Below are 18451 nucleotides of genomic sequence, written 5' to 3' on the forward strand. Positions count from 1 at the left end.
ACCGCCGGGCCCGCGGCGGACCCCTGACGAGGCCTCGGCGGGGCCTCCGGACGGGGCCGGGTCTTTTTGTTGCGCAAATAGCCAAAATCCCAATCACGGCGGGTAATCATGATCGTCGTTCCGCAACTAGGTTTCGATTTCATAGCGCTTCCCGGCAGGGGCGCTTTCCGGGGTTCCCCCCCTTCTCCACCCGTGCTACAAAACTGGTCTACACCACACGTGGTGTAGACCAGTTCGCGGTTCGGCCCCCTGTGCCCCTCCCCCGACCGCCATGCCGTTAGGAACCCACCCCAATGAGTCAGTCAGCGCAGGCACCGGCGCCCGCCACGGCTCCGGCCACGCCCAGCCCCGCCAAGAAATTCGGCCAGAACCTGCTCCAGGGCCTGCAGAAGATCGGCCGCAGCCTCCAGCTGCCCATCGCCGTGCTCCCCGCCGCCGGTCTGCTGATGCGCCTCGGCCAGGACGACGTGTTCGGCAAGGACGGCCTCGGCTGGGACAAGGTCGCCGCGGTGTTCAACACCGCCGGTAGCGGGGTCTTCGACAACCTGCCGCTGCTGTTCGCGGTGGGTATCGCGATCGGCTTCGCCAAGAAGGCGGACGGCTCCACCGCCCTCGCCGCCCTGGTCGGCTTCCTGGTCTACAAGAACGTGCTGACCGCGTTCCCGATCACCAAGGGCCACATCGCCGACGGCAAGTGGGTCGACCCGACCTACCAGAACCCGGGTGTGCTCGGCGGCATCGTGATCGGCCTGCTGGCCGCCGTGCTGTGGCAGAAGTACCACCGCACCAAGCTGGTCGACTGGCTCGGCTTCTTCAACGGCCGCCGTCTGGTGCCGATCCTGATGGCCTTCGTCGGCACCGGCATCGGTGTCCTGTTCGCCCTGACCTGGGGCCCGGTCGGCGACGCCATCAAGAGCCTGAACGACACCCTGATCGGTGCCGGCGCGCTCGGCGCGGGCGCCTTCGGCCTGGTCAACCGCGGTCTGCTGCCGGTCGGCATGCACCAGTTCGTGAACTCCTACGCCTGGTTCCAGACCGGTGACTTCACCAAGGCCGACGGCACCATCGTGCACGGCGACATCCCGCGCTTCTTCGCCGGCGACCCGACCGCCGGCCAGTTCATGTCCGGCTTCTTCCCGATCATGATGTTCGCGCTGCCCGCCGCCGCACTGGCCATCGCCCACGCCGCCAAGCCGCACCGCCGCAAGGCCATCACCGGCATGATGGTCTCGCTGGCGCTGACCTCCTTCGTCACCGGTGTCACCGAGCCGATCGAGTTCGCCTTCGTCTTCATCGCCCCGGCCCTGTACGTCATCCACGCGGTGCTCACCGCCGTCTCGATGACCGTCACCTGGGCGCTCGGCGTGCACGACGGCTTCACCTTCTCCGGCGGCCTGATCGACTACGCGCTGGCCTGGAGCAAGGCCACCGACCCGTGGCTGATCATCCCGATCGGCCTGGTCTTCGCCGCGCTGTACTACTTCCTCTTCCGCTTCGCGATCACCAAGTTCGACCTCAAGACCCCCGGTCGCGAGGACGACGACGAGATCGAGGACGTGACCAAGGCCTGAGGCCCCGCCCGTCCGCACTCCACGACCCCGCCCCGCCGCTGCTCCCCCAGCGGCGGGGCGGGGTCGTCGCGCGTCCCACCCCGGGGCGGCGGGAACGGCGGTTGACGAACCGGCGGAGGCACTGGTCAACTGAAGCCGTGAACGCGTCCTGCCCGCTGGTGACCCGCAGCCACATCGACTTCGGTCGCGTGTGGTCCGCGGCGTGTCGCGGCTGAGCCGACCGTTCCCCCCGCCGCCCGGCTGACCTCCCGCCCGGCGCCGTTCCTCCCCTCCCGCCCGCACGGGCCCCGCCCGCCTCCGGGCCGCCACCGCGCACCCGCGCGCGGCCGTACGCACCCGCACACACCCTGTGCGCGTTCGCCGGCGTCGCCCGCACGCGTCCGCACGAGGAAAGTCAGGCCTCAGCATGCCCCGCCAACTGCACCTCTCCGCCGCCCTGGACAGCCCCGGCCACGTCGACGCCGGGCACTACGCCGCCCTCGCCCGCCTCGCCGAGCGGGCCACCCTCGACTTCGTCACCCTCGACGACTCCTTCACCCCCGAACCGCGCCGCCCCGACGCCCTCGCCACCCTCGCCCGGATCGCCCCGCTGACCGAGCGGGTCGGACTGGTGCCCACCGTCACCACCACCCACACCGAGCCGTTCCACACCTCGATCGCGGTCAACACCCTGGACTGGGTGAGCCGGGGCCGGGCCGGCTGGCTGGTCGGCGTCTCCGCCACCGAGGCCGAGGCCAAGGCCTTCGGCCGCCGCCCGACCGCCCCCGCGGACGCGCTCTGGGCCGAAGCCGCCGACGCCGTCGAGGTCGCCGCCCGGCTCTGGGACAGCTGGGAGGACGACGCGGAGATCCGCGACACCGCCACCGGGCGGTTCATCGACCGCGACAAGCTGCACTACGTCGACTTCGAGGGCCCGCACTTCTCCGTCCGCGGGCCGTCGATCACCCCGCGCCCACCGCAGGGCCGCCCGGTCGTCGCCGTCCCGGTGTCCGCCGTCGACCTCGCCCCGTACGCCTCCCCCGGCGGTCGCGCCCGGGTCGCGGCGGCGATCCGGTACGCCGACGTCGTCCTGCTGGACGCCCCCGACCACGCCGCCCGGCTGGCCGCCGCCACCGAACTGCGGCTGCGCGCCGGCGAGCACCTGCGCATCCTCGCCCGGACCGACGCCTCCCTGCCCGACGACGCCGCGGCCGACCGCCTGCTCGCCGACCTCGCCGCGATCGGCACCGGCGTCGACGGCTTCCACCTCGTCCCCGCCGAGCCCGAACGGGACCTGGCCGCCCTCGCCGAACGGGTCGTCCCGGTGCTGCGCGCCCAGGGGCTGTTCCGCGCCGGGTACGCGGCCGGCCGCACCCTGCGCGACCACCTCGGCCTGGCCCGCCCGGCCAGCCGCTACGCCACCGACGCCGCCACCAACACCGCCGCCACCGCCGCCCCGTCCGCCGCCGCTCTCGCCGAGGTGACCCGATGACGGACCGCCCGCTCAAGCAGATCCACCTCGCCGCGCACTTCCCCGGCGTCAACAACACCACGGTGTGGAGCGACCCGGACTCCGGCAGCCACATCGAGTTCGACTCCTTCCGCCACCTCGCCGAGACCGCCGAGCGCGGGAAGTTCGACTTCTTCTTCCTCGCCGAGGGCCTGCGGCTGCGCGAGAACAAGGGCCGCATCCACGACCTGGACGTGGTCGGCCGCCCCGAGTCGATCACCGTGTTGAACGCGCTGGCCGCCGTCACCACCCGTCTCGGGCTGGCCGGCACCGTCAACGCCACCTTCAACGAACCGTACGAACTGGCCCGTCGGTTCGCCTCGTTGGACCACCTCTCCGGCGGGCGCGCGGCCTGGAACGTGGTCACCTCCTCGGACGCCTTCACCGGGGAGAACTTCCGCCGCGGCGGCTACCTCGACCGCGCCGACCGCTACACCCGGGCCGCCGAATTCGTGCAGCTCGCCCGGGAGTTCTGGGACGGCGGAGCGGAGACCGTCCGGCACAGCGGCCCGCAGTTCGAGGTCGAGGGCCGGCTCTCGCTGCCCCGCCCGCCGCAGGGCCACCCGGTGGTCATCCAGGCCGGGGACTCCGACGAGGGCCGGGAGTTCGCCGCCGCGACCGCCGACGTCGTCTTCAGCCGGCACTCCACCCTCGCCGACGGCCAGGCCTTCCACGCGGACGTCAAGCGCCGGCTCGCCGCGTACGGCCGCAAGCCGGACGAGCTGAAGATCATGCCCGGCGTCACCTTCGCCCTCGGCGACACCGACGCCGAGGCCGCCGAACTCGCTGCCGAGGTCCGCCGGGCCCAGGTCGGGCCGCAGACCACGATCGCCTTCCTGGAACAGGTCTGGGGCATCGACCTGTCCGACCACGACCCGGACGGTCCGCTGCCCGCCGTCGACCCCGACCCGGACAGCGCCCTGGCCCAGGGCCGGGTCCGGATCGGCGACCCGTCGGCCGTCGCCGCCCGCTGGCGGGCGCTGGCCGCCGAGAAGAAGCTCACCAGCCGCGAGCTGGTGATCGAGGTGACCGGCCGGCAGTCCTTCATCGGCTCCCCCGCGACGGTCGCCGAGCGGATCGACTTCTTCGTGCAGAACGACGCGGCCGACGGCTTCATCCTCGTCCCCCACCTGACCCCGGGCGGCCTGGACGCGTTCGTCGACCGCGTGGTGCCGCTGCTCCAGGAGCGCGGGGTGTTCCGCACCGACTACAGCGGGACGACCCTGCGCGACCACCTCGGCCTGCCGCTCCCCGGCCGACGCTGAGACGGCCGACGCCGAGCCGACCGGCCCGCCCGCCCGCTCAGATCCGGTACACCGCACCCGCCCGGGCGACCTCGACGGGGCCCGGGTACGCGGCGGCGGCATCGCGGCGGTTGTGCTCGGCGTCGGTCCACGGGGGGATGTGGGTGAGGACGAGCCGGCGGACGTGGGCGGCGGCGGCGTGCTCGCCGGCCTCCCGGCCGTTGAGGTGGACGGCCTGGTAGGTGTCCCGGCCGTCGATGTAGGCGGCCTCGCAGAGGAAGAGGTCGGCGTCGCGGGCGAGTTCGACGAGTTCGGCGCTCTCGCCGGTGTCGCCGGAGTAGACGAGCGCGCGGCCGTCGTGTTCGAGGCGGAAGGCGAAGGCGTCGACGGGGTGGTTGACCTGGGCGACCTCGATCCGGAACGGGCCGAGGTCGAAGGCCCCGGGGGTGAGGGTGTGGAAGTCGAAGACCTCCTTCATCCCCGGGTTCTCCGGCATGTCGTAGGCGCGGGCGAGCCGTTCGGCGGTGCCGGCCGGGCCGTAGACGGGCATCGGGTCGGGGCAGCCCTCGGCGCGGTAGTTGCGGGCGACCCAGTAGGCGCACAGGTCGACGCAGTGGTCGGCGTGCAGGTGGCTGAGCAGGACGGCGTCGACCTCGTAGATGTCCACGTACTTCTGCAGGGCGCCGAGGGCACCGTTGCCGAGGTCGAGCACGACGCGGTAGCCGTCGGCCTCGACGAGGTAGCTGGAGCAGGGCGATTCGGCGGACGGGAAGCTCCCCGAGCACCCCACCACGGTCAGTTTCATCCGAGCCCCTCCGCCCCGACACGTCCTGGCTGCTGCTGGAAAACGGCAGGCCGGGCCGGTGGAACCGGCCGGTAGCACTGCTTCGCGTGTCGAGAGTAAGGGCGGAGCGACACTTTGCCCCCGTCCCCGTGCCGGGCTGTGGCTGGAATCACCAGAACGCCGGGGCGGGGGCGGTGCCGTCCGTTCGGGTGCCGTCGGGTCAGCGGTGGCGGGGGCGGTTGCGGGCCCAGGCCTTGATCGTGTCGGGGTACCAGCGGGGGTGGCCGCCGGCGTCGAGGACGTCCGGGTCGGGCAGCAGCCCGTGCCGCCGGTAGTTGCGGACGCTCTCGGCCTGCACGTTGATGTGGCGGGCGATCTCGGCGTAGGACCACAGCTCGGAGCTTCTCCCCACGAGGCACCTCCGGAGGGGCGGGGCGGGCGTACGTGAGGCAGCCTGTCCGGGCGTCGGCGACTCTTCACCACGGAACGGGCACCGTGGTCATTCCGTGACGAACCGGGTGCGTGGTGCGGACAAATGCCCGGCCGTCCGGGCACTCACGGTGGTGGGGGCCGCCATGGGCCCGGTACGGTTCGCGCCATGAACAGTTCGACCGGGGTCTGGGTGGTCCTGGCGGTGGCGGGCGTCGCGCTCCTGGCCGCCGTCGTGGGGGCGCTGGTCCGGCGCACCCGCCCGGCGCCGCGACCGGCCGGTCCGACGGCTCCGCGCCCGCGCCAGGCGGCCAAGGGCCGTCCGGGGCCGCAGCCGCAGGAGATCTGGTGGGCGGAGGTCCCGTTCGAGGACGGCCCGGGGTCGAAGGACCGCCCGTGCCTGGTGCTGCGGGTGCACGGCCGCACCGCGACCGTCGCGAAGATCACCAGCAAGCACCACGCCGAACGCCCGGGCGTGCTGCCGCTGCCGCCCGCCTCGGTGGGCGACCGGCAGGGCCGCACCAGCTGGCTGGAGACCGACGAGCTGCGCGAGGTGCCGCTGTCGGCCTTCCGCCGCCGGGCCGGCACGGTGGACCGGCAGGTCTGGTCGCGCGCGCAGCAGGCCCTGCAACGCGGCTAGGCCCGGAGCTGGCCCTCCAGCACCGCTGGGGCTCTCAGGCCCAGAGCTGCCCCTGCAGCGCCTCGACGGCCGCCTCGGTGGTCTCCGCGGTGTAGATGCCGGTGGACAGGTACTTCCAGCCGCCGTCGGCGACCACGAACACGATGTCGGCGCGCTCCCCGGCCGCCGCGGCCTTGCGGCCGACGCCGATCGCGGCGTGCAGGATCGCGCCGGTCGAGACGCCCGCGAAGATGCCCTCCTGCTGGAGGAGTTCGCGGGTGCGGCGGACGGCGTCCGCGGAGCCGACCGAGAAACGGGTGGTGAGCACCGCGGCGTCGTACAGCTCGGGGACGAAGCCCTCGTCGAGGTTGCGCAGCCCGTACACCAGGTCGTCGTAGCGGGGTTCGGCGGCGACGATCCGCACGCCGGGGACCTTCTCGCGCAGGTAGCGCCCGACGCCCATCAGGGTGCCGGTGGTGCCGAGGCCGGCCACGAAGTGGGTGACGGTCGGCAGGTCGGCGAGGATCTCGGGGCCGGTGGTGGCGTAGTGGGCGCCCGCGTTGTCGGGGTTGCCGTACTGGTAGAGCATGACCCAGTCCGGGTGCTCGGCGGCGATCTCCTTGGCGATCCGGACGGCGGTGTTGGAGCCGCCGGCGGCCGGCGAGGGGATGATCTCGGCGCCCCACATGCGGAGCAGTTCGCGCCGTTCCTCGCTGGTGTTCTCGGGCATCACGCAGACCATCCGGTAGCCCTTGAGCTTGGCGGCCATGGCGAGCGAGATGCCGGTGTTGCCGCTGGTGGGTTCCAGGATGGTGCAGCCGGGGGTGAGCCGGCCGGCGGCCTCGGCGCGCTCGATCATGTGCAGCGCCGGGCGGTCCTTGATCGAGCCGGTGGGGTTGCGGTCCTCCAGCTTGGCCCAGAGCGTCACCTGCCCGTCGGTGTTGCCGGGGACGGCGGCGGACAGCCGCGGCAGGCGGACCAGCGGGGTGTTGCCGACGGCTTCGAGCGGGCTGTCGTAACGCAAGGGAGGCCTCCGGCCACGGCGGTGGGGGTGCGGAAGGGCGCCCTCCCGCCCGCCGCTGGGCGGACGGGAGGGCGGGAGGTCAGCGGGCTCCGCCGGCCACGGCGGGCAGGATGGTGACGCTGTCACCGTCGGCGAGGGCGGTGGAGATGCCCTCCAGGAAGCGGACGTCCTCGTCGTTCAGGTAGACGTTGACGAAGCGGCGCAGCTCACCGCCCTCGACCAGGCGGGCGGCGATGCCCGGGTGGCGGGCGTCGAGGTCGGCGAAGAGCTCCCCGAGGTTGCTGCCGGTGCCCTCGACGGCCTTGGCGCCGTCGGTGTAGGTGCGGAGGATGGTCGGGATGCGGACCTCGATGGCCATGGGTGCGCTCCTGTGCGAGTCGTGAGGTGGGTGGGCCGCGGCGGGCACGGCGGGGAGGGTGGTCCCGGGGCTCGGCGTCGCCGGCAGGCGGTGGGCACCGGGTGGGGCGGGCGGCTCAGCGCGAACGCGCGGGCGTGCCGGGACAGATCGCACTGGCGAGCCGGCACAGGTCGACGTGCAGGCGTGCCACGAGGCGGGTGCCCGGGGCCTGGTTGCTCACATCGACGGAACGCATGGGCTCATCGTATAGATTCCCCGGCCCGCTCCTCCATGCCCGTCTCGGGATCCGGATGTTCCCGTTTCTCGGGCTGAGACGACACGGGCCCGCCGACCGCTCGCGGGCGGTCGGCGGGCCGCGCCCAGGTGGGTGCTGGTCAGGCCGGGTGGGCCTCGACGACCTGGACGTCTTCCTCTGTGATCTCGCCGTCCACGATGCGGAACGAGCGGAACTGGAACGGGTCGTCCTCGCCATTGCCGTCGGCGGTGGAGACCAGGACGTAGTGGGCGAACGGCTCGGAGGCGTAGCTCACGTCGGTGCGCGAGGGGTAGGCCTCGGTGGCGGTGTGCGAGTGGTAGACGATCACCGGCTCCTCGTCGCGGTCGTCCATCTCGCGGTAGAGCTTGAGCAGGTCGCCCGAGTCGAACTCGTAGAAGGTGGGCGAGCGAGCCGCGTTGAGCATCGGGACGAACCGCTCGGGCCGTCCGCTGCCGGCCGGTCCGGCGACCACGCCGCAGGCCTCGTCCGGGTGGTCGGCGCGGGCGTGGGCCACGATCCGGTCGCGGAGTTCTCGGGTGATGGTCAGCATGCGGTCAGGATAGCCACGCCCCGGCGGGTGTCCGCCGGGGCGTCCGGAGCGCGGTCACCGGGTGTCCGCCACCTGGGCGCGGCGGCCAGGTCCCGGCGGTTCAGCCGCCGTTGCGCACGTGCAGGTGGTCGTGGGCGACGCCGTGGGCGGCCCTCGGGTTGCGGCGCTTGAGCACCTGGTAGCCGATCACCAGCAGGACGGCCCAGCCCGGGAAGACGTACAGCGAGATCCGGTTGTCCGCGTCGAACGCGATCAGCACCACGACCAGGGCGAGGAAGGCGAGCGCGGTCCAGCTGGTCCAGGCGCCGCCGGGCGCCTTGAAGGTGGGCGGCGGCAGGTGGCCGGCCCGCCAGGCCTTGCGGTAGCGGATCTGGCAGATCAGGATCATCGCCCAGGTCCACAGGCCGCAGACGGTGGCGACGGAGGTGATGTACTCGAACGCCTTGGCCGGGACGAGGTAGTTGAGCACCACGCCGACGCCCATCAGCAGGCAGGAGAGGGTGATCGCGAAGGCCGGGGTGCGGTGGGTGTTGAGCTTGGTGAGCTGCCCCGGGGCCTGGCCGCGCAGGGCGAGGTCGCGCAGCATCCGGCCGGTGGAGTACATGCCGGAGTTGCAGGAGGAGAGCGCGGCGGTGAGCACCACGAAGTTGATGATGCCGGCCGCGGCCGGGATGCCGATCTTGCCGAAGGCGGCCACGAACGGGCTGACGCCGGGCTGGAACTCGGTCCACGGCACGAGCGAGAGGATGATCACCAGCGCGCCGATGTAGAACAGCATGATGCGCCAGGGCAGGGTGTTGATGGCGCGCGGCAGGGTCTTCTCGGGGTTCTCGCTCTCCCCGGCGGTGACGCCGACGAGTTCGACGCCCAGGTAGGCGAACATGACGATCTGCAGCGTCATCACGGTGGCGCCGATGCCCTTGGGGAAGAAGCCGCCGTCCTGCCACAGGTGGGTGATCGACGCGGTGTCACCGGCCTTGCTGAAGCCGAGGGTGAGCACCCCGATGCCGATCAGGATCATGCCGATGATGGCGGTGACCTTGACCATCGAGAACCAGAACTCGATCTCGCCGAACAGCTTCACCGAGATCAGGTTGGCCGCGTAGAGGATCACCAGGAAGGTCAGTGCACTGGCCCACTGCGGGATGTCGGGCGCCCAGAACCTCACGTACACGGCGGCGGCGGTGGTCTCCGCCATGCCGGTGACCACCCAGAACAGCCAGTACGTCCAGCCGGTCACGTAGCCGGCGAAGGGGCCGAGGAACTCGCGTGCGTACTCGGCGAAGCTGCCGGAGACCGGGCGGTAGGTGAGGAGTTCGCCGAGGGCGCGCATGATCACGAAGATCGCCACGCCGGCGACGGCGTAGGAGAGGATCAGGCTCGGGCCGGACCGGGAGATCGCGGTGCCCGCGCCGAGGAAGAGTCCGGTGCCGATGGCACCGCCGATCGCGATCATCTGGATCTGGCGGCTTCCCAGCCCCCGGTGATAGCCCTCCTCGTCCGGTTTCGCGTCGACCACGTCGTCGTACAGCTGCTCGGCCATGGTGCACCGTCCTGGGTGGGTCTCGTGGGGTGGAGAAGTCGTACCACGCAGGGTTCGGATAGCGGTGTTCATCTGAGCGTTATTTGAGCATGACCTGCTATGTTTTGCCCGATTTAAAGAGAAATGCCCCGGCCGTCCGTCCACATATTGGACGAATCGACCGGGGCCTGCCCGGAAGCGGGCACGATCAGTCCGCGATCGCCTCCAGGAGCGTCTCCTGGAGCGCCCCCAGCCAGACGTACGCCATCACCAGCGGCTTGCGGTCGTCCTCGTCCGGCAGCTCGTAGAGCTCCTCGTCGTCCTCGCTGACCTCCAGCTGGACGCCCAGGGTCAGCCGCAGGTCGTTGAGCGCGCCCAGCCAGCGCAGGCCGTCGGCGGGGTCCAGCTTGACCACCCCGCCCTCACCGCCGAGCCGGTCGAGCATCCGGACGACGTGCAGGGCGTCCTCGCGCTTGCGGGTCCGCAGGTCCACCTCGGTGTAGCGGCGGAACTCGCCCGAGGCGGCCCGGCTCTCCTCGTTCTCCGGCCCGGCCGGGTCGCCGTAGGCGTCCGGGAAGAGCCGGGCGAGCATCGGGTTGGCCGGCGCCTCGGTCGGGCCCTCGGCGAACAGCGCGGCCAGCGGATCGCCGCCGTCCCCGCCCGGGCCGGGCCCGATCAGCTGCAGGATCCCCACCTCCAGGGAGCGCAGGATGGAGGCCTCCACCTCGTCCAGCGCGATCGCCGCGCTCCCGCCGCCGGCACTCTCGAACAACCCAGCCATGTCTATCGGTCAGCCCGTCTTCGTCGTCTCGGGTGGGGTACCGGCTCCGCGGCCGGTCGCGCCGCGGTCCGCACTGCGCCGGTCGCACTGCGGTCAGTCGTGCTGCGGTCAGTCGTGTTGCAGCGTCGCCCAGAGGCCGTAGCCGTGCATCGCCTGGACGTCGCGCTCCATCTCCTCGCGGGAGCCGCTGGAGACCACCGTCCGGCCCTTGGTGTGCACCTCCATCATCAGCTTCCTGGCCTTGTCCTTCGGGTAGCCGAAGTAGGCCTGGAAGACGTACTGGACGTAGCTCATCAGGTTCACCGGGTCGTTGTGCACGATGGTCACCCAGGGCGTGTCCGGCTCCACCACCGGTAGTCCTTCGACCTCCGGGCGCTCGATCTCCACGGGCGCGACACTCACCGCCGGATCCTCCTCGCTGCGCAGTCCGTCCACGCCTCTTCAGCCCCATGCTGCCATCCGGGGGACCCCCGGGCGATTCCGGCCCGGCTCGCAGCACGAGAAATCGTCACTCTGACGCTAAGTGGTAGTAGCATCATCCGCATGGACGCCACTTCAGTGCGCGCGGCCGGTTCGACCGCGCTCCTCACCGACCGCTACGAGCTCACCATGCTGCAGGCCGCCCTGCGCAGCGGGGCCGCGCACCGCCGCTCCGTGTTCGAGGTGTTCACCCGCCGCCTGCCCAGCGGCCGCCGCTACGGCGTCATGGCCGGCACCGGCCGGGTGCTCGACGCCATCGAGGACTTCCGCTTCACCACCCCGCAGCTCGACTGGCTGGCCGGCCAGGGCGTGGTCGACGACGACACCCTGCGCTACCTCGCCGACTACCGCTTCGCCAGCGACATCCACGGCTACCCCGAGGGCGAGGTCTACTTCCCCGGCTCGCCGCTGCTCACCGTCGAGGGCAGCTTCGCCGAGGCGGTGATCCTGGAGACGGTGATCCTCTCGATCCTCAACCACGACTCCGCGATCGCGGCCGCCGCCTCCCGGATGACCGCCTCGGCCGGCGGCCGCCCGGTGATCGAGATGGGCGCCCGGCGCGCCCACGAGCAGGCCGCCGTCGCCGCCGCCCGGGCCGCGTACGTCGCCGGCTTCGCCGCCACCTCCGACCTGGAGGCCGGCTTCACCCACGGCATCCCGACCACCGGCACCGCCGCCCACGCCTTCACCCTCGTCCACGACAGCGAGCGGGACGCCTTCCGCGCGCAGATCGCCTCCATGGGCAAGGGCACCACGCTCCTGGTCGACACCTTCGACCTGCGCGAGGCCGTCCGCACCGCCGTCGAGGTGGCCGGCCCCGAACTGGGCGCCGTCCGGATCGACTCCGGCGACCTCACCCTGCTGGCCCACCGGGTCCGCCGCCAGCTGGACGACCTCGGCGCCACGAAGACCCGGATCATCGTCACCTCCGACCTCGACGAGTACGCCATCGCCGCGCTCGCCGCCGCCCCGGTGGACGGCTACGGCGTCGGCACCAGCCTGGTCACCGGCAGCGGCCACCCGACCTGCGCGATGGTCTACAAGCTGGTCGCCCGCGCCGAGAGCGCGGACGGGCCGCTGGTGCCGGTGGCCAAGCGCGCGGCCGGCGGCAAGACCAGCATCGGCGGCCGCAAGTGGGCCGCCCGCCGGCCCGACGCCGACGGCGTCGCCGAGGCCGAGGTGGTCGGCACCGGAGCGGTCCCCGCCGACCTGGAGCCGCACCTGATGCAGGTGCCGCTGGTGCGGGCCGGCCGGGCCGTCGGCCGCGAACCGCTCACCGCCGCGCGCGAACGGCACATCCGGGCCCGGGCCGCACTGCCGCTGTCGGCCACCCAGCTCTCCAAGGGCGACCCGGTGCTGCCGACCGAACTCGTGCTCTGACCCCGCCCCGGCCGACCCGCGCGGACCGGCGGACGACCCCGGGGCCGTCCGCCGGTTCCGGGCCGCCGGTCCGCCGCGGATCGCCGGTTCGCCGGTCCGCCGTGGTTCACCGGTTCGCCGCGGTTCGCCGGTTCGCGCCGGGCGCCGGCCCGGGGTCCGCCCCAGGCCTTCCGCCCCCGCACGCCACTCCCTAGAGTCAGCCGTAGAGTTCCCCCGGAGCTCCCCGAGAACCCCCGAGCCCCGCCGCGGGCCGAGTACTCCCGAGGGCTCCCCCCACCAGGGCGCCACCACGGCCGCCCCCCCACATCCGAGGATGCGAGCCATGCACCGGGCACTGATCGTCGTCGACGTGCAGAACGACTTCTGCGAGGGCGGCAGTCTGGCCGTCGCCGGCGGCGCCGAGGTGGCCGCCGCCATCACCGACCTGATCGCCGAGTCCTCCCCCGGCTACCAGCACATCCTCGCCACCCGCGACCACCACATCGACCCGGGCGACCACTTCTCCACCGAGCCCGACTACGTCACCAGCTGGCCGGTGCACTGCGTGGCCGGCACCGAAGGCGTGGGCTTCCACCCCAACTTCGCCCCGTCCGTCACCTCCGGTGCGGTCGAGGCGGTCTTCGACAAGGGCGCCTACTCGGCGGCGTACAGCGGTTTCGAGGGGCTGGACGAGAACAACCGCGGTCTGGTGGAGTGGCTGAGCGAACGGCAGGTCGACGAGATCGACGTGGTCGGCATCGCCACCGACCACTGCGTCCGGGCCACCGCCCTGGACGCCGCCCGGGCCGGCTTCACCACCCGCGTCCTGCTCGACCTCACCGCCGGGGTCGCGCCGGCGACCACCACCGCCGCGCTCGCCGAACTGCGGGCCGCCGGGGTCGAGTTGGTCGGCGCCCCGGTGGTTCGGGCGTAGCACCGGCTCCGGTTCGGGAGCGGCCCCGGGCGCGGCTCGGGCGCGGCCCCGGATCCGGGGGCGGACGGATCCGGCCCGGAGCTAACCGACCATCAACTCCACCACGTCCGAACCGCCCACCCGGTGGGCCTCGCGCAGTTCGGCGCCGACCGCGTCCCGGTCGGCCGCGAGCCGGGCGCCGGAGACGTACACCACCCGGATCCCCAGGTACTCCATCCGGTGCTGGCCGCCGCGCACCCAGGCGGCCTCGCCCTCGCTGACGCAGCGCAGGTCCGAGTCCACCTCCACGGCGACGCCCTGCTCCGGCCAGTAGAGGTCCGGGACGGCGATGTACGTGCCGCCGCGCATCCGCAGCTCGGGGCCGACCAGCGGGACGGGCAGCAGGCACTCGTCCACCAGTTCGCCGACCCGCTCCAGGACGAAGTCCCGCTCACCGGCCAGCAGTTCGTCCAGGGCCGCGCGCACCCGGGGCTCGCCGGTCAGCCCGGAATCGGTCAGCTCGGACGCCAACTCCCGTACGGTGCACGGGCCGTCGGGCCGCGAGACGGCCTCGCGCAGCAGCGCCCGCACCGGCACCGGGGCGCCGCCCTCCTCCGCGGTCCACTCGCACAGCGCGTCCGCGACCGCCCGGGCGACCGGCGCGCAGGCCAGGCCGTGCACCGAGCGGGCCACCAACTCCCTTTCGGTGCGCCGGATCCGCACCTCCCCGGCGTCCTTCAGCCGACGCTGGCGGGGCACCAGGACGTCCACCCCGGTCACCGCCGGCAGCCGGGGCACCGCGGCGAATCCGTACAACGCGAGCGCGGCCGCACCGGTGATCACCGCGCCCTCGCGGCGGCCCTCCTCACGACCGTTCTGCGCCGCGTACAGCAGGGCGGCCCACATCCGCTGCTCCGGGGTCGGCCCGTCGGACTGCAGCAGGTACACCCGGGGCAGCAGCCGCCGCCAGGGCCCGCCGCGACGACAGTGCTCGGTGATGACCCGGGCCGGCACGCCCCGGGCGCGCAACTGGCTCGCGGTGACGACGTTCTGTTGACGCTTCGCCAGCTCCTCCAGGGACGGCGGCGGCGTGGGAATCCGGTAGCTCATGCGGACACCATCCCCAACCGCTCCGACCCGCCACCGGCCACCTGACGCACTGTTACCCAACCGTCGCGAAACCGGGATCAGCTCGCACTAAAGTCCCCATACCCTCACTCAATCGGAGTAATTGACGGTCGTCAGGTTGTCATATCTGATCGAACCCGATCGCCCACCAGGCCGCCTGACCCAGAGTGACCAAAGGCATACGCCGGGAGACCCTTCAGGCGTCAAACCCGCCCCGGGAATTGCCTAGGCTTGCGTCATGTCACGTGACGAGACCGCCGGCCTCCGCGCGGCCCAGCTCCGCCTTGGCCGTCTGCCCGGATACGTCCGCCGCCCGGACCCGGCCCGCCGCAGCGGCGAACAGGGCCATACGTACAAGAAGGGCTGGGAGGTCCGCTTCACCGCCCGCAGCGAGGCCGAGATAGCCGAGATCCGCGACCTCGTGGTCGCCGCCGGGTTCGCCCCGGCCAGACCCTTCTTCAAAGGCCACCAGCTCATCCAGCCGGTCTACGGCATGGCCGCCGTCCAGGCCTACCTGGCCGCGAGACAGGCGGCCGAGGAACACGCCGCCCGCACCGCGCTCGGCCGCCGCCGACGAACCGCCGGCGGACACCCCGCCACCGGACACCCCACCGGCACCGCACACCCTGCCACCGCCGGGCACCCCAGCGGCGCCGCGCACCGGTGCGAACGCGAGGAGGCTGCCACCGAGGCCGCTGCGGCGACTGCGGTCGCAGCCGCCACCGCCGCCCAACTCGCCCGGCGGCTGGCCATCGAGTCCTTCCCCGCCCAGGTCGAACGGAGCAGCGCCGTCGACGACCGCCTCTCCCCGACGGAGGCCCGACCGCAGTCCTGACGGCAGACCACCCCACCCGCGCCTCGACCCCCGGGCCGGACGGCCCCAGGCCGCCGAGGCGTGGCCGACGTGCACGGTGGCGGCCAGCAGGCGCGGGACCGTCCGGATCAGCGCCTGCTCCGCCCCCTCGGCCACCCGGTGCGCCGCCGCCACGGCGAGCGCACCGCCCACCCACCACCCCTGCCGCCACGCCCGCCTCGGCGCGCAGCGCGGCCACCTCGCATCCACCGCGCGCATCCACCGTCCGTACCCACCGCCCGCACCCGGGCTGCGCGCCCCCGGTGGAGACATGCACGTCGGAGTCCACCCGGCCCGTCACGCCACGCCGGAACGGGCGCGACCGAAGGTGTGGTTGCGCGGACGGTTGTGCGGCCGCAGCTTCGCGCCGTGGGCGTGGACGCCAGCCTCCATAAGCCCTACGGTGGCACATCAACCGTCCTGCAACCACGGCCCTTCTGCACCCCCTGACCAGCCGCGACGCGCTCGCAACTACACCCCCCGCACCACTGCGCCACCCTCCCCCACCGATCCCCCGCCCGGCCGCCCCACCACCGCCGCACCACCACGCCCCACCGGTCGACACCGGAACCGGCCGAGCGGCGGCGGGTTCCGGGCATTCAATCCGATTGGTAACCCAGCGCACCGAGGGCATATCGTAGAGTGAGCGCAGATGATCGACCGTCAGCCACCCATCTCCCTTTCCGAGAAGCCGAGATGACCAACCGTCACGCGAGTTCCGCCGAGCCGCCCCCGAGGCCCGGTGAACCGGAGGACGTACCACTGGAGTTCGCCGCCTTCTGCGAACTCCACCGCCCCCGGTACCTCAGCTACGCCCGGGTGTGGCTGACCGAGCACAGCAGCGCGGCCACCGCCGTCCAACAGGCGTTCGCCGAAATCGCCGTCCAATGGCGCGAGTTGCTGGGCAGCTCCAACCCCACCGCGAACGCCTGGCAGATCCTGCGCAGCACCGTCGCCGACCACACCCGGCACGTGCCCGCCGCACCGGACCGCCACCCCGCCGACGACGACCTGGCGATCCTGCACTACGTCGTCGGCCTCGCCGCCCCCGAGATCGCCGACGTCATCGGCACCGACACCGCCAGCGTCGCCGGCCGGCTCCGGCGCACCATGCTGTGGGAGGCCTCCGGCTGGTGAGCCCCCTCAGACCCGCTCACCCGTCACGTCGAACAAGTGATGCACCGGGTCGTGGATCAGATAACGGGCGAACGACTCCACCGTGAACCGTGCCCCGTCACTACGGCCCCCGGTCCGCCCCCACTGCTCGCCCGCCACCCGCCCGAACGCCGCCGCCAGCGCCTCCGCGGCCGCCGCCAGCTCCCCGGCCACCACCGCCGGCACCTGCTCCCCGTACCGCTCGGCGACCGCCGTCTCGTCCTGGTCCCAGTTCGGGAACAGCGGGTCGTCCTCGGCCAGCATCAGGTCCAACCGGACCCGGAACAGCCGGAACACGTCCCGGACATGGCACGCGTACTCCAGCCCCGACCACACCCCCGGCCGCGGCCGCCGACGCAAACCCTCCTCGGCCCCGGCCAACAACGCCACCCAGGCCTCCGCATTGGCCCGGACCATCCCCGCGACGTCCTCCCGCACCACCGCCGGAACGTCCAGCCCACAATCCGGACACGGGCGTTCCAACACCCACGTCCAGTCCTTGCCGTCCGGCACGACCACACCCACCGGATCCACGCCACGCTCAGAAGCACTCATGACCCCAGCATGGCCACCCCACCACCCGCCCCACCAGCGGCAAGGACGCCAACCGCCACCAAAATGCTGCCACCCCGCCCGCAGCCCTCAGCCACCCGCACCCCTGCGCCGCCGCACCCGCACCACCCACACCACGACCGCCACCACCCCGCCGACCAGCACCCCCCACAACGCCACCCCCACCGCAACCCCGACCCCGAACCAGCCGCCCCCGCCGGCCCCACCGGCCCCAGCCGCAGGCACCACGGCCTCGCCACCCGGCGGCTCCGTCACCCCGTCCCCCGCAGCCCCCCGCGACTCCGCCCGCCCCACCAACGGATTCTCCCGAGACTCGCCGTCCACCCCCGGATCGGCCTCCAACGCCTTCGCCGGCGCCAGCACCCCGAAGCCGTACCTGCTCCCCGGCACCGCCGACCCGTCCTGCGGCGGCGTGGCAGTCCTGATCATCCGATTGATCACCTGCCCCGCCGAAAGCTCCGGATACTTCGCCCGGATCAACGCGGCGGTGGCGGAGACGTAGGCGGTGGCATCCGAGGTGCCGTTGCCCACGCCGTAGCTCGACGAGGACTTGGCCGTGGCCTGGTAGATCTCCACACCGGGCGCGGCGAGTGTCGTCTCGGCACCCGGCGTCGAGCGGTCCCAAACTCTGCCCGTGGAGTCCACAGCCGCCACCGCCACCACTCCGGGAAAGGCCGCCGGGTACTGGACACCGCTCAGGCTGTCGCCGTTGTTCCCAGTGGCGGCGACCAGCACGACGTCCTTGGAGACCGCGTAGTTGACGGCTTCACGTGCCGAGGAGTCGAACCTCGACGTCCCCCCGACCGACATGTTGACGACCTTCGCACCGTGGTCCACGGCAAAGCGGATCGCCTCGGCGAGGCCGTTCTGCTGGACATCCTGATTCTCGCCGTCGGTCCGCACCTTCACCGGCAGGATCTTCGCCTTCGGCGCCAAGCCCATGACCCCCGCCTGTGCACCGTGCCCGTGCCCTGCGATCAGGCTCGCCATCCCGGTGCCATGGCCGTCGCCGTCGGTACGACCGTCCGTGTTAGTACCGGAGAAGTCACCCCCCGCAAGCACCTGTCCGGTGAGGTCCTGGTGGTCCGGGTTGACCCCACTGTCGACCACTCCGACGATCACGCCCTCGCCCTGGTTGACAGTCCAGACTTTCGTCTCGGCCTCGAAGGCCTTCAGGGCCCACTGCTTGTCTCTGATCTGATCCGCCGATGCCGTCGGTGTCGCGACACTCCAGATCAATGCCCCGGCGGCAAGGGCCGCTGTACCACGCGCCAACCGGCGGCTCGTCAAGCCTGGTCACCCCACTCAGCGAGGCGTCCCGCAGATCACCGATCCGCGGGACGCGATCAGATCACCCGTCCGC

General features: G+C 72.6%; 20 protein-coding genes. 8 read left to right on the forward strand and 12 right to left on the reverse strand.

From position 1 onward, the window contains the following. The first annotated feature begins 293 nt into the window (after positions 1–293). From ACIP37_RS26090 to ACIP37_RS26100, 3 genes are all read left to right on the forward strand, one after another. Positions 294–1571 (forward strand): PTS transporter subunit EIIC, encoded by a 1278-nt coding sequence (locus ACIP37_RS26090; protein ID WP_363628120.1) that lies wholly within the window; start codon positions 294–296, stop codon positions 1569–1571. 406 nt (positions 1572–1977) lie between these two features. Then, positions 1978–3042: an LLM class flavin-dependent oxidoreductase gene (locus ACIP37_RS26095; RefSeq protein WP_400810285.1), complete on the forward strand. Its 1065-nt coding sequence runs from the start codon at positions 1978–1980 to the stop codon at positions 3040–3042. Next, the gene (locus ACIP37_RS26100) at positions 3039–4325 is read left to right on the forward strand and encodes an LLM class flavin-dependent oxidoreductase (protein WP_400810287.1); all 1287 of its coding nucleotides are present in this window, start codon (positions 3039–3041) and stop codon (positions 4323–4325) included. Before ACIP37_RS26095 ends, ACIP37_RS26100 begins: the two co-directional genes overlap by 4 nt. A 37-nt stretch (positions 4326–4362) precedes the next feature. On the opposite strand, the gene ACIP37_RS26105 is transcribed toward ACIP37_RS26100, so the two are convergent. Continuing rightward, complete coding sequence (locus ACIP37_RS26105) at positions 4363–5109, reverse strand: MBL fold metallo-hydrolase (RefSeq protein ID WP_350881195.1); 747 nt, start codon at positions 5107–5109, stop codon at positions 4363–4365. 199 nt (positions 5110–5308) lie between these two features. Continuing rightward, positions 5309–5500 carry a MarR family transcriptional regulator gene (locus tag ACIP37_RS26110; RefSeq protein ID WP_363583755.1) on the reverse strand — a complete coding sequence of 64 codons (192 nt, stop codon included), beginning with the start codon at positions 5498–5500 and terminating at the stop codon, positions 5309–5311. Between the two features lie 186 nt (positions 5501–5686). Between ACIP37_RS26110 and ACIP37_RS26115 the strand changes: the two genes are divergently transcribed. Then, positions 5687–6157, forward strand: coding sequence for a type II toxin-antitoxin system PemK/MazF family toxin (locus ACIP37_RS26115; RefSeq protein WP_363628116.1), 471 nt, complete (start codon positions 5687–5689; stop codon positions 6155–6157). Positions 6158–6191: 34 nt separating this feature from the next. Here the strand turns inward: ACIP37_RS26115 and ACIP37_RS26120 are convergent, their stop codons facing one another. From ACIP37_RS26120 to clpS, 7 genes are all read right to left on the reverse strand, one after another. Further along, complete coding sequence (locus tag ACIP37_RS26120) at positions 6192–7160, reverse strand: cysteine synthase (RefSeq protein ID WP_363583759.1); 969 nt, start codon at positions 7158–7160, stop codon at positions 6192–6194. 79 nt (positions 7161–7239) lie between these two features. Then, positions 7240–7518: a MoaD/ThiS family protein gene (locus ACIP37_RS26125; RefSeq protein WP_363370276.1), complete on the reverse strand. Its 279-nt coding sequence runs from the start codon at positions 7516–7518 to the stop codon at positions 7240–7242. A gap of 115 nt (positions 7519–7633) precedes the next feature. Beyond that, positions 7634–7753: a putative leader peptide gene (locus ACIP37_RS26130; protein ID WP_347878546.1), complete on the reverse strand. Its 120-nt coding sequence runs from the start codon at positions 7751–7753 to the stop codon at positions 7634–7636. A 139-nt stretch (positions 7754–7892) separates the two neighbouring features. Beyond that, positions 7893–8324 carry a M67 family metallopeptidase gene (locus ACIP37_RS26135; protein WP_363587180.1) on the reverse strand — a complete coding sequence of 144 codons (432 nt, stop codon included), beginning with the start codon at positions 8322–8324 and terminating at the stop codon, positions 7893–7895. Between the two features lie 100 nt (positions 8325–8424). Continuing rightward, a complete protein-coding gene (locus ACIP37_RS26140) occupies positions 8425–9867 on the reverse strand; it encodes an amino acid permease (protein WP_363587181.1) in 1443 nt (480 codons plus the stop codon). A gap of 187 nt (positions 9868–10054) precedes the next feature. Beyond that, entirely contained in the window at positions 10055–10627 is a 573-nt protein-coding gene (locus ACIP37_RS26145) for a DUF2017 domain-containing protein (protein WP_363620073.1), read from the reverse strand. Positions 10628–10735: 108 nt separating this feature from the next. Further along, positions 10736–11029, reverse strand: coding sequence for an ATP-dependent Clp protease adapter ClpS (clpS, locus tag ACIP37_RS26150; protein ID WP_063351371.1), 294 nt, complete (start codon positions 11027–11029; stop codon positions 10736–10738). Between the two features lie 141 nt (positions 11030–11170). On the opposite strand from clpS, the gene ACIP37_RS26155 reads away from it, so the two are divergent. Next, positions 11171–12487, forward strand: a complete 1317-nt coding sequence (locus ACIP37_RS26155; protein ID WP_400810292.1) for a nicotinate phosphoribosyltransferase — start codon at positions 11171–11173, stop codon at positions 12485–12487. A 322-nt stretch (positions 12488–12809) separates the two neighbouring features. Next, the gene (locus ACIP37_RS26160) at positions 12810–13400 is read left to right on the forward strand and encodes an isochorismatase family protein (protein ID WP_400810294.1); all 591 of its coding nucleotides are present in this window, start codon (positions 12810–12812) and stop codon (positions 13398–13400) included. A gap of 81 nt (positions 13401–13481) precedes the next feature. Here ACIP37_RS26160 and ACIP37_RS26165 read toward each other — a convergent pair whose 3' ends face one another. Continuing rightward, complete coding sequence (locus tag ACIP37_RS26165) at positions 13482–14489, reverse strand: hypothetical protein (RefSeq protein ID WP_400810296.1); 1008 nt, start codon at positions 14487–14489, stop codon at positions 13482–13484. A gap of 256 nt (positions 14490–14745) precedes the next feature. Between ACIP37_RS26165 and ACIP37_RS26170 the strand changes: the two genes are divergently transcribed. Together ACIP37_RS26170 and ACIP37_RS26175 are read left to right on the forward strand one after the other, a co-directional pair. After that, positions 14746–15342 (forward strand): hypothetical protein, encoded by a 597-nt coding sequence (locus tag ACIP37_RS26170; RefSeq protein ID WP_400810298.1) that lies wholly within the window; start codon positions 14746–14748, stop codon positions 15340–15342. Positions 15343–16056: 714 nt separating this feature from the next. Beyond that, complete coding sequence (locus tag ACIP37_RS26175; protein ID WP_063349204.1) at positions 16057–16497, forward strand: hypothetical protein; 441 nt, start codon at positions 16057–16059, stop codon at positions 16495–16497. A gap of 6 nt (positions 16498–16503) precedes the next feature. Here the strand turns inward: ACIP37_RS26175 and ACIP37_RS26180 are convergent, their stop codons facing one another. Both ACIP37_RS26180 and ACIP37_RS26185 read right to left on the reverse strand, forming a co-directional pair. After that, positions 16504–17070 carry a DinB family protein gene (locus tag ACIP37_RS26180; protein WP_363587187.1) on the reverse strand — a complete coding sequence of 189 codons (567 nt, stop codon included), beginning with the start codon at positions 17068–17070 and terminating at the stop codon, positions 16504–16506. An 87-nt stretch (positions 17071–17157) separates the two neighbouring features. After that, positions 17158–18378: a S8 family serine peptidase gene (locus ACIP37_RS26185; protein ID WP_400810300.1), complete on the reverse strand. Its 1221-nt coding sequence runs from the start codon at positions 18376–18378 to the stop codon at positions 17158–17160. Positions 18379–18451 lie beyond the last annotated feature (73 nt).

The organism is Kitasatospora sp. NPDC088861 (assembly GCF_044750105.1).
Classification (GTDB): Bacteria; Actinomycetota; Actinomycetes; order Streptomycetales; family Streptomycetaceae; genus Kitasatospora.

Coding starts and splice junctions, on each gene's coding strand:
- ACIP37_RS26090 (WP_363628120.1), top strand. CDS start 294: ATGAGTCAGTCAGCGCAGGCACCGGCGCCCGCCACGGCTCCGGCCACG.
- ACIP37_RS26095 (WP_400810285.1), top strand. CDS start 1,978: ATGCCCCGCCAACTGCACCTCTCCGCCGCCCTGGACAGCCCCGGCCAC.
- ACIP37_RS26100 (WP_400810287.1), top strand. CDS start 3,039: ATGACGGACCGCCCGCTCAAGCAGATCCACCTCGCCGCGCACTTCCCC.
- ACIP37_RS26105 (WP_350881195.1), bottom strand. CDS start 5,109: ATGAAACTGACCGTGGTGGGGTGCTCGGGGAGCTTCCCGTCCGCCGAA.
- ACIP37_RS26115 (WP_363628116.1), top strand. CDS start 5,687: ATGAACAGTTCGACCGGGGTCTGGGTGGTCCTGGCGGTGGCGGGCGTC.
- ACIP37_RS26125 (WP_363370276.1), bottom strand. CDS start 7,518: ATGGCCATCGAGGTCCGCATCCCGACCATCCTCCGCACCTACACCGAC.
- ACIP37_RS26130 (WP_347878546.1), bottom strand. CDS start 7,753: ATGCGTTCCGTCGATGTGAGCAACCAGGCCCCGGGCACCCGCCTCGTG.
- ACIP37_RS26135 (WP_363587180.1), bottom strand. CDS start 8,324: ATGCTGACCATCACCCGAGAACTCCGCGACCGGATCGTGGCCCACGCC.
- ACIP37_RS26140 (WP_363587181.1), bottom strand. CDS start 9,867: ATGGCCGAGCAGCTGTACGACGACGTGGTCGACGCGAAACCGGACGAG.
- ACIP37_RS26145 (WP_363620073.1), bottom strand. CDS start 10,627: ATGGCTGGGTTGTTCGAGAGTGCCGGCGGCGGGAGCGCGGCGATCGCG.
- ACIP37_RS26155 (WP_400810292.1), top strand. CDS start 11,171: ATGGACGCCACTTCAGTGCGCGCGGCCGGTTCGACCGCGCTCCTCACC.
- ACIP37_RS26160 (WP_400810294.1), top strand. CDS start 12,810: ATGCACCGGGCACTGATCGTCGTCGACGTGCAGAACGACTTCTGCGAG.
- ACIP37_RS26165 (WP_400810296.1), bottom strand. CDS start 14,489: ATGAGCTACCGGATTCCCACGCCGCCGCCGTCCCTGGAGGAGCTGGCG.
- ACIP37_RS26170 (WP_400810298.1), top strand. CDS start 14,746: ATGTCACGTGACGAGACCGCCGGCCTCCGCGCGGCCCAGCTCCGCCTT.
- ACIP37_RS26175 (WP_063349204.1), top strand. CDS start 16,057: ATGACCAACCGTCACGCGAGTTCCGCCGAGCCGCCCCCGAGGCCCGGT.
- ACIP37_RS26180 (WP_363587187.1), bottom strand. CDS start 17,070: ATGAGTGCTTCTGAGCGTGGCGTGGATCCGGTGGGTGTGGTCGTGCCG.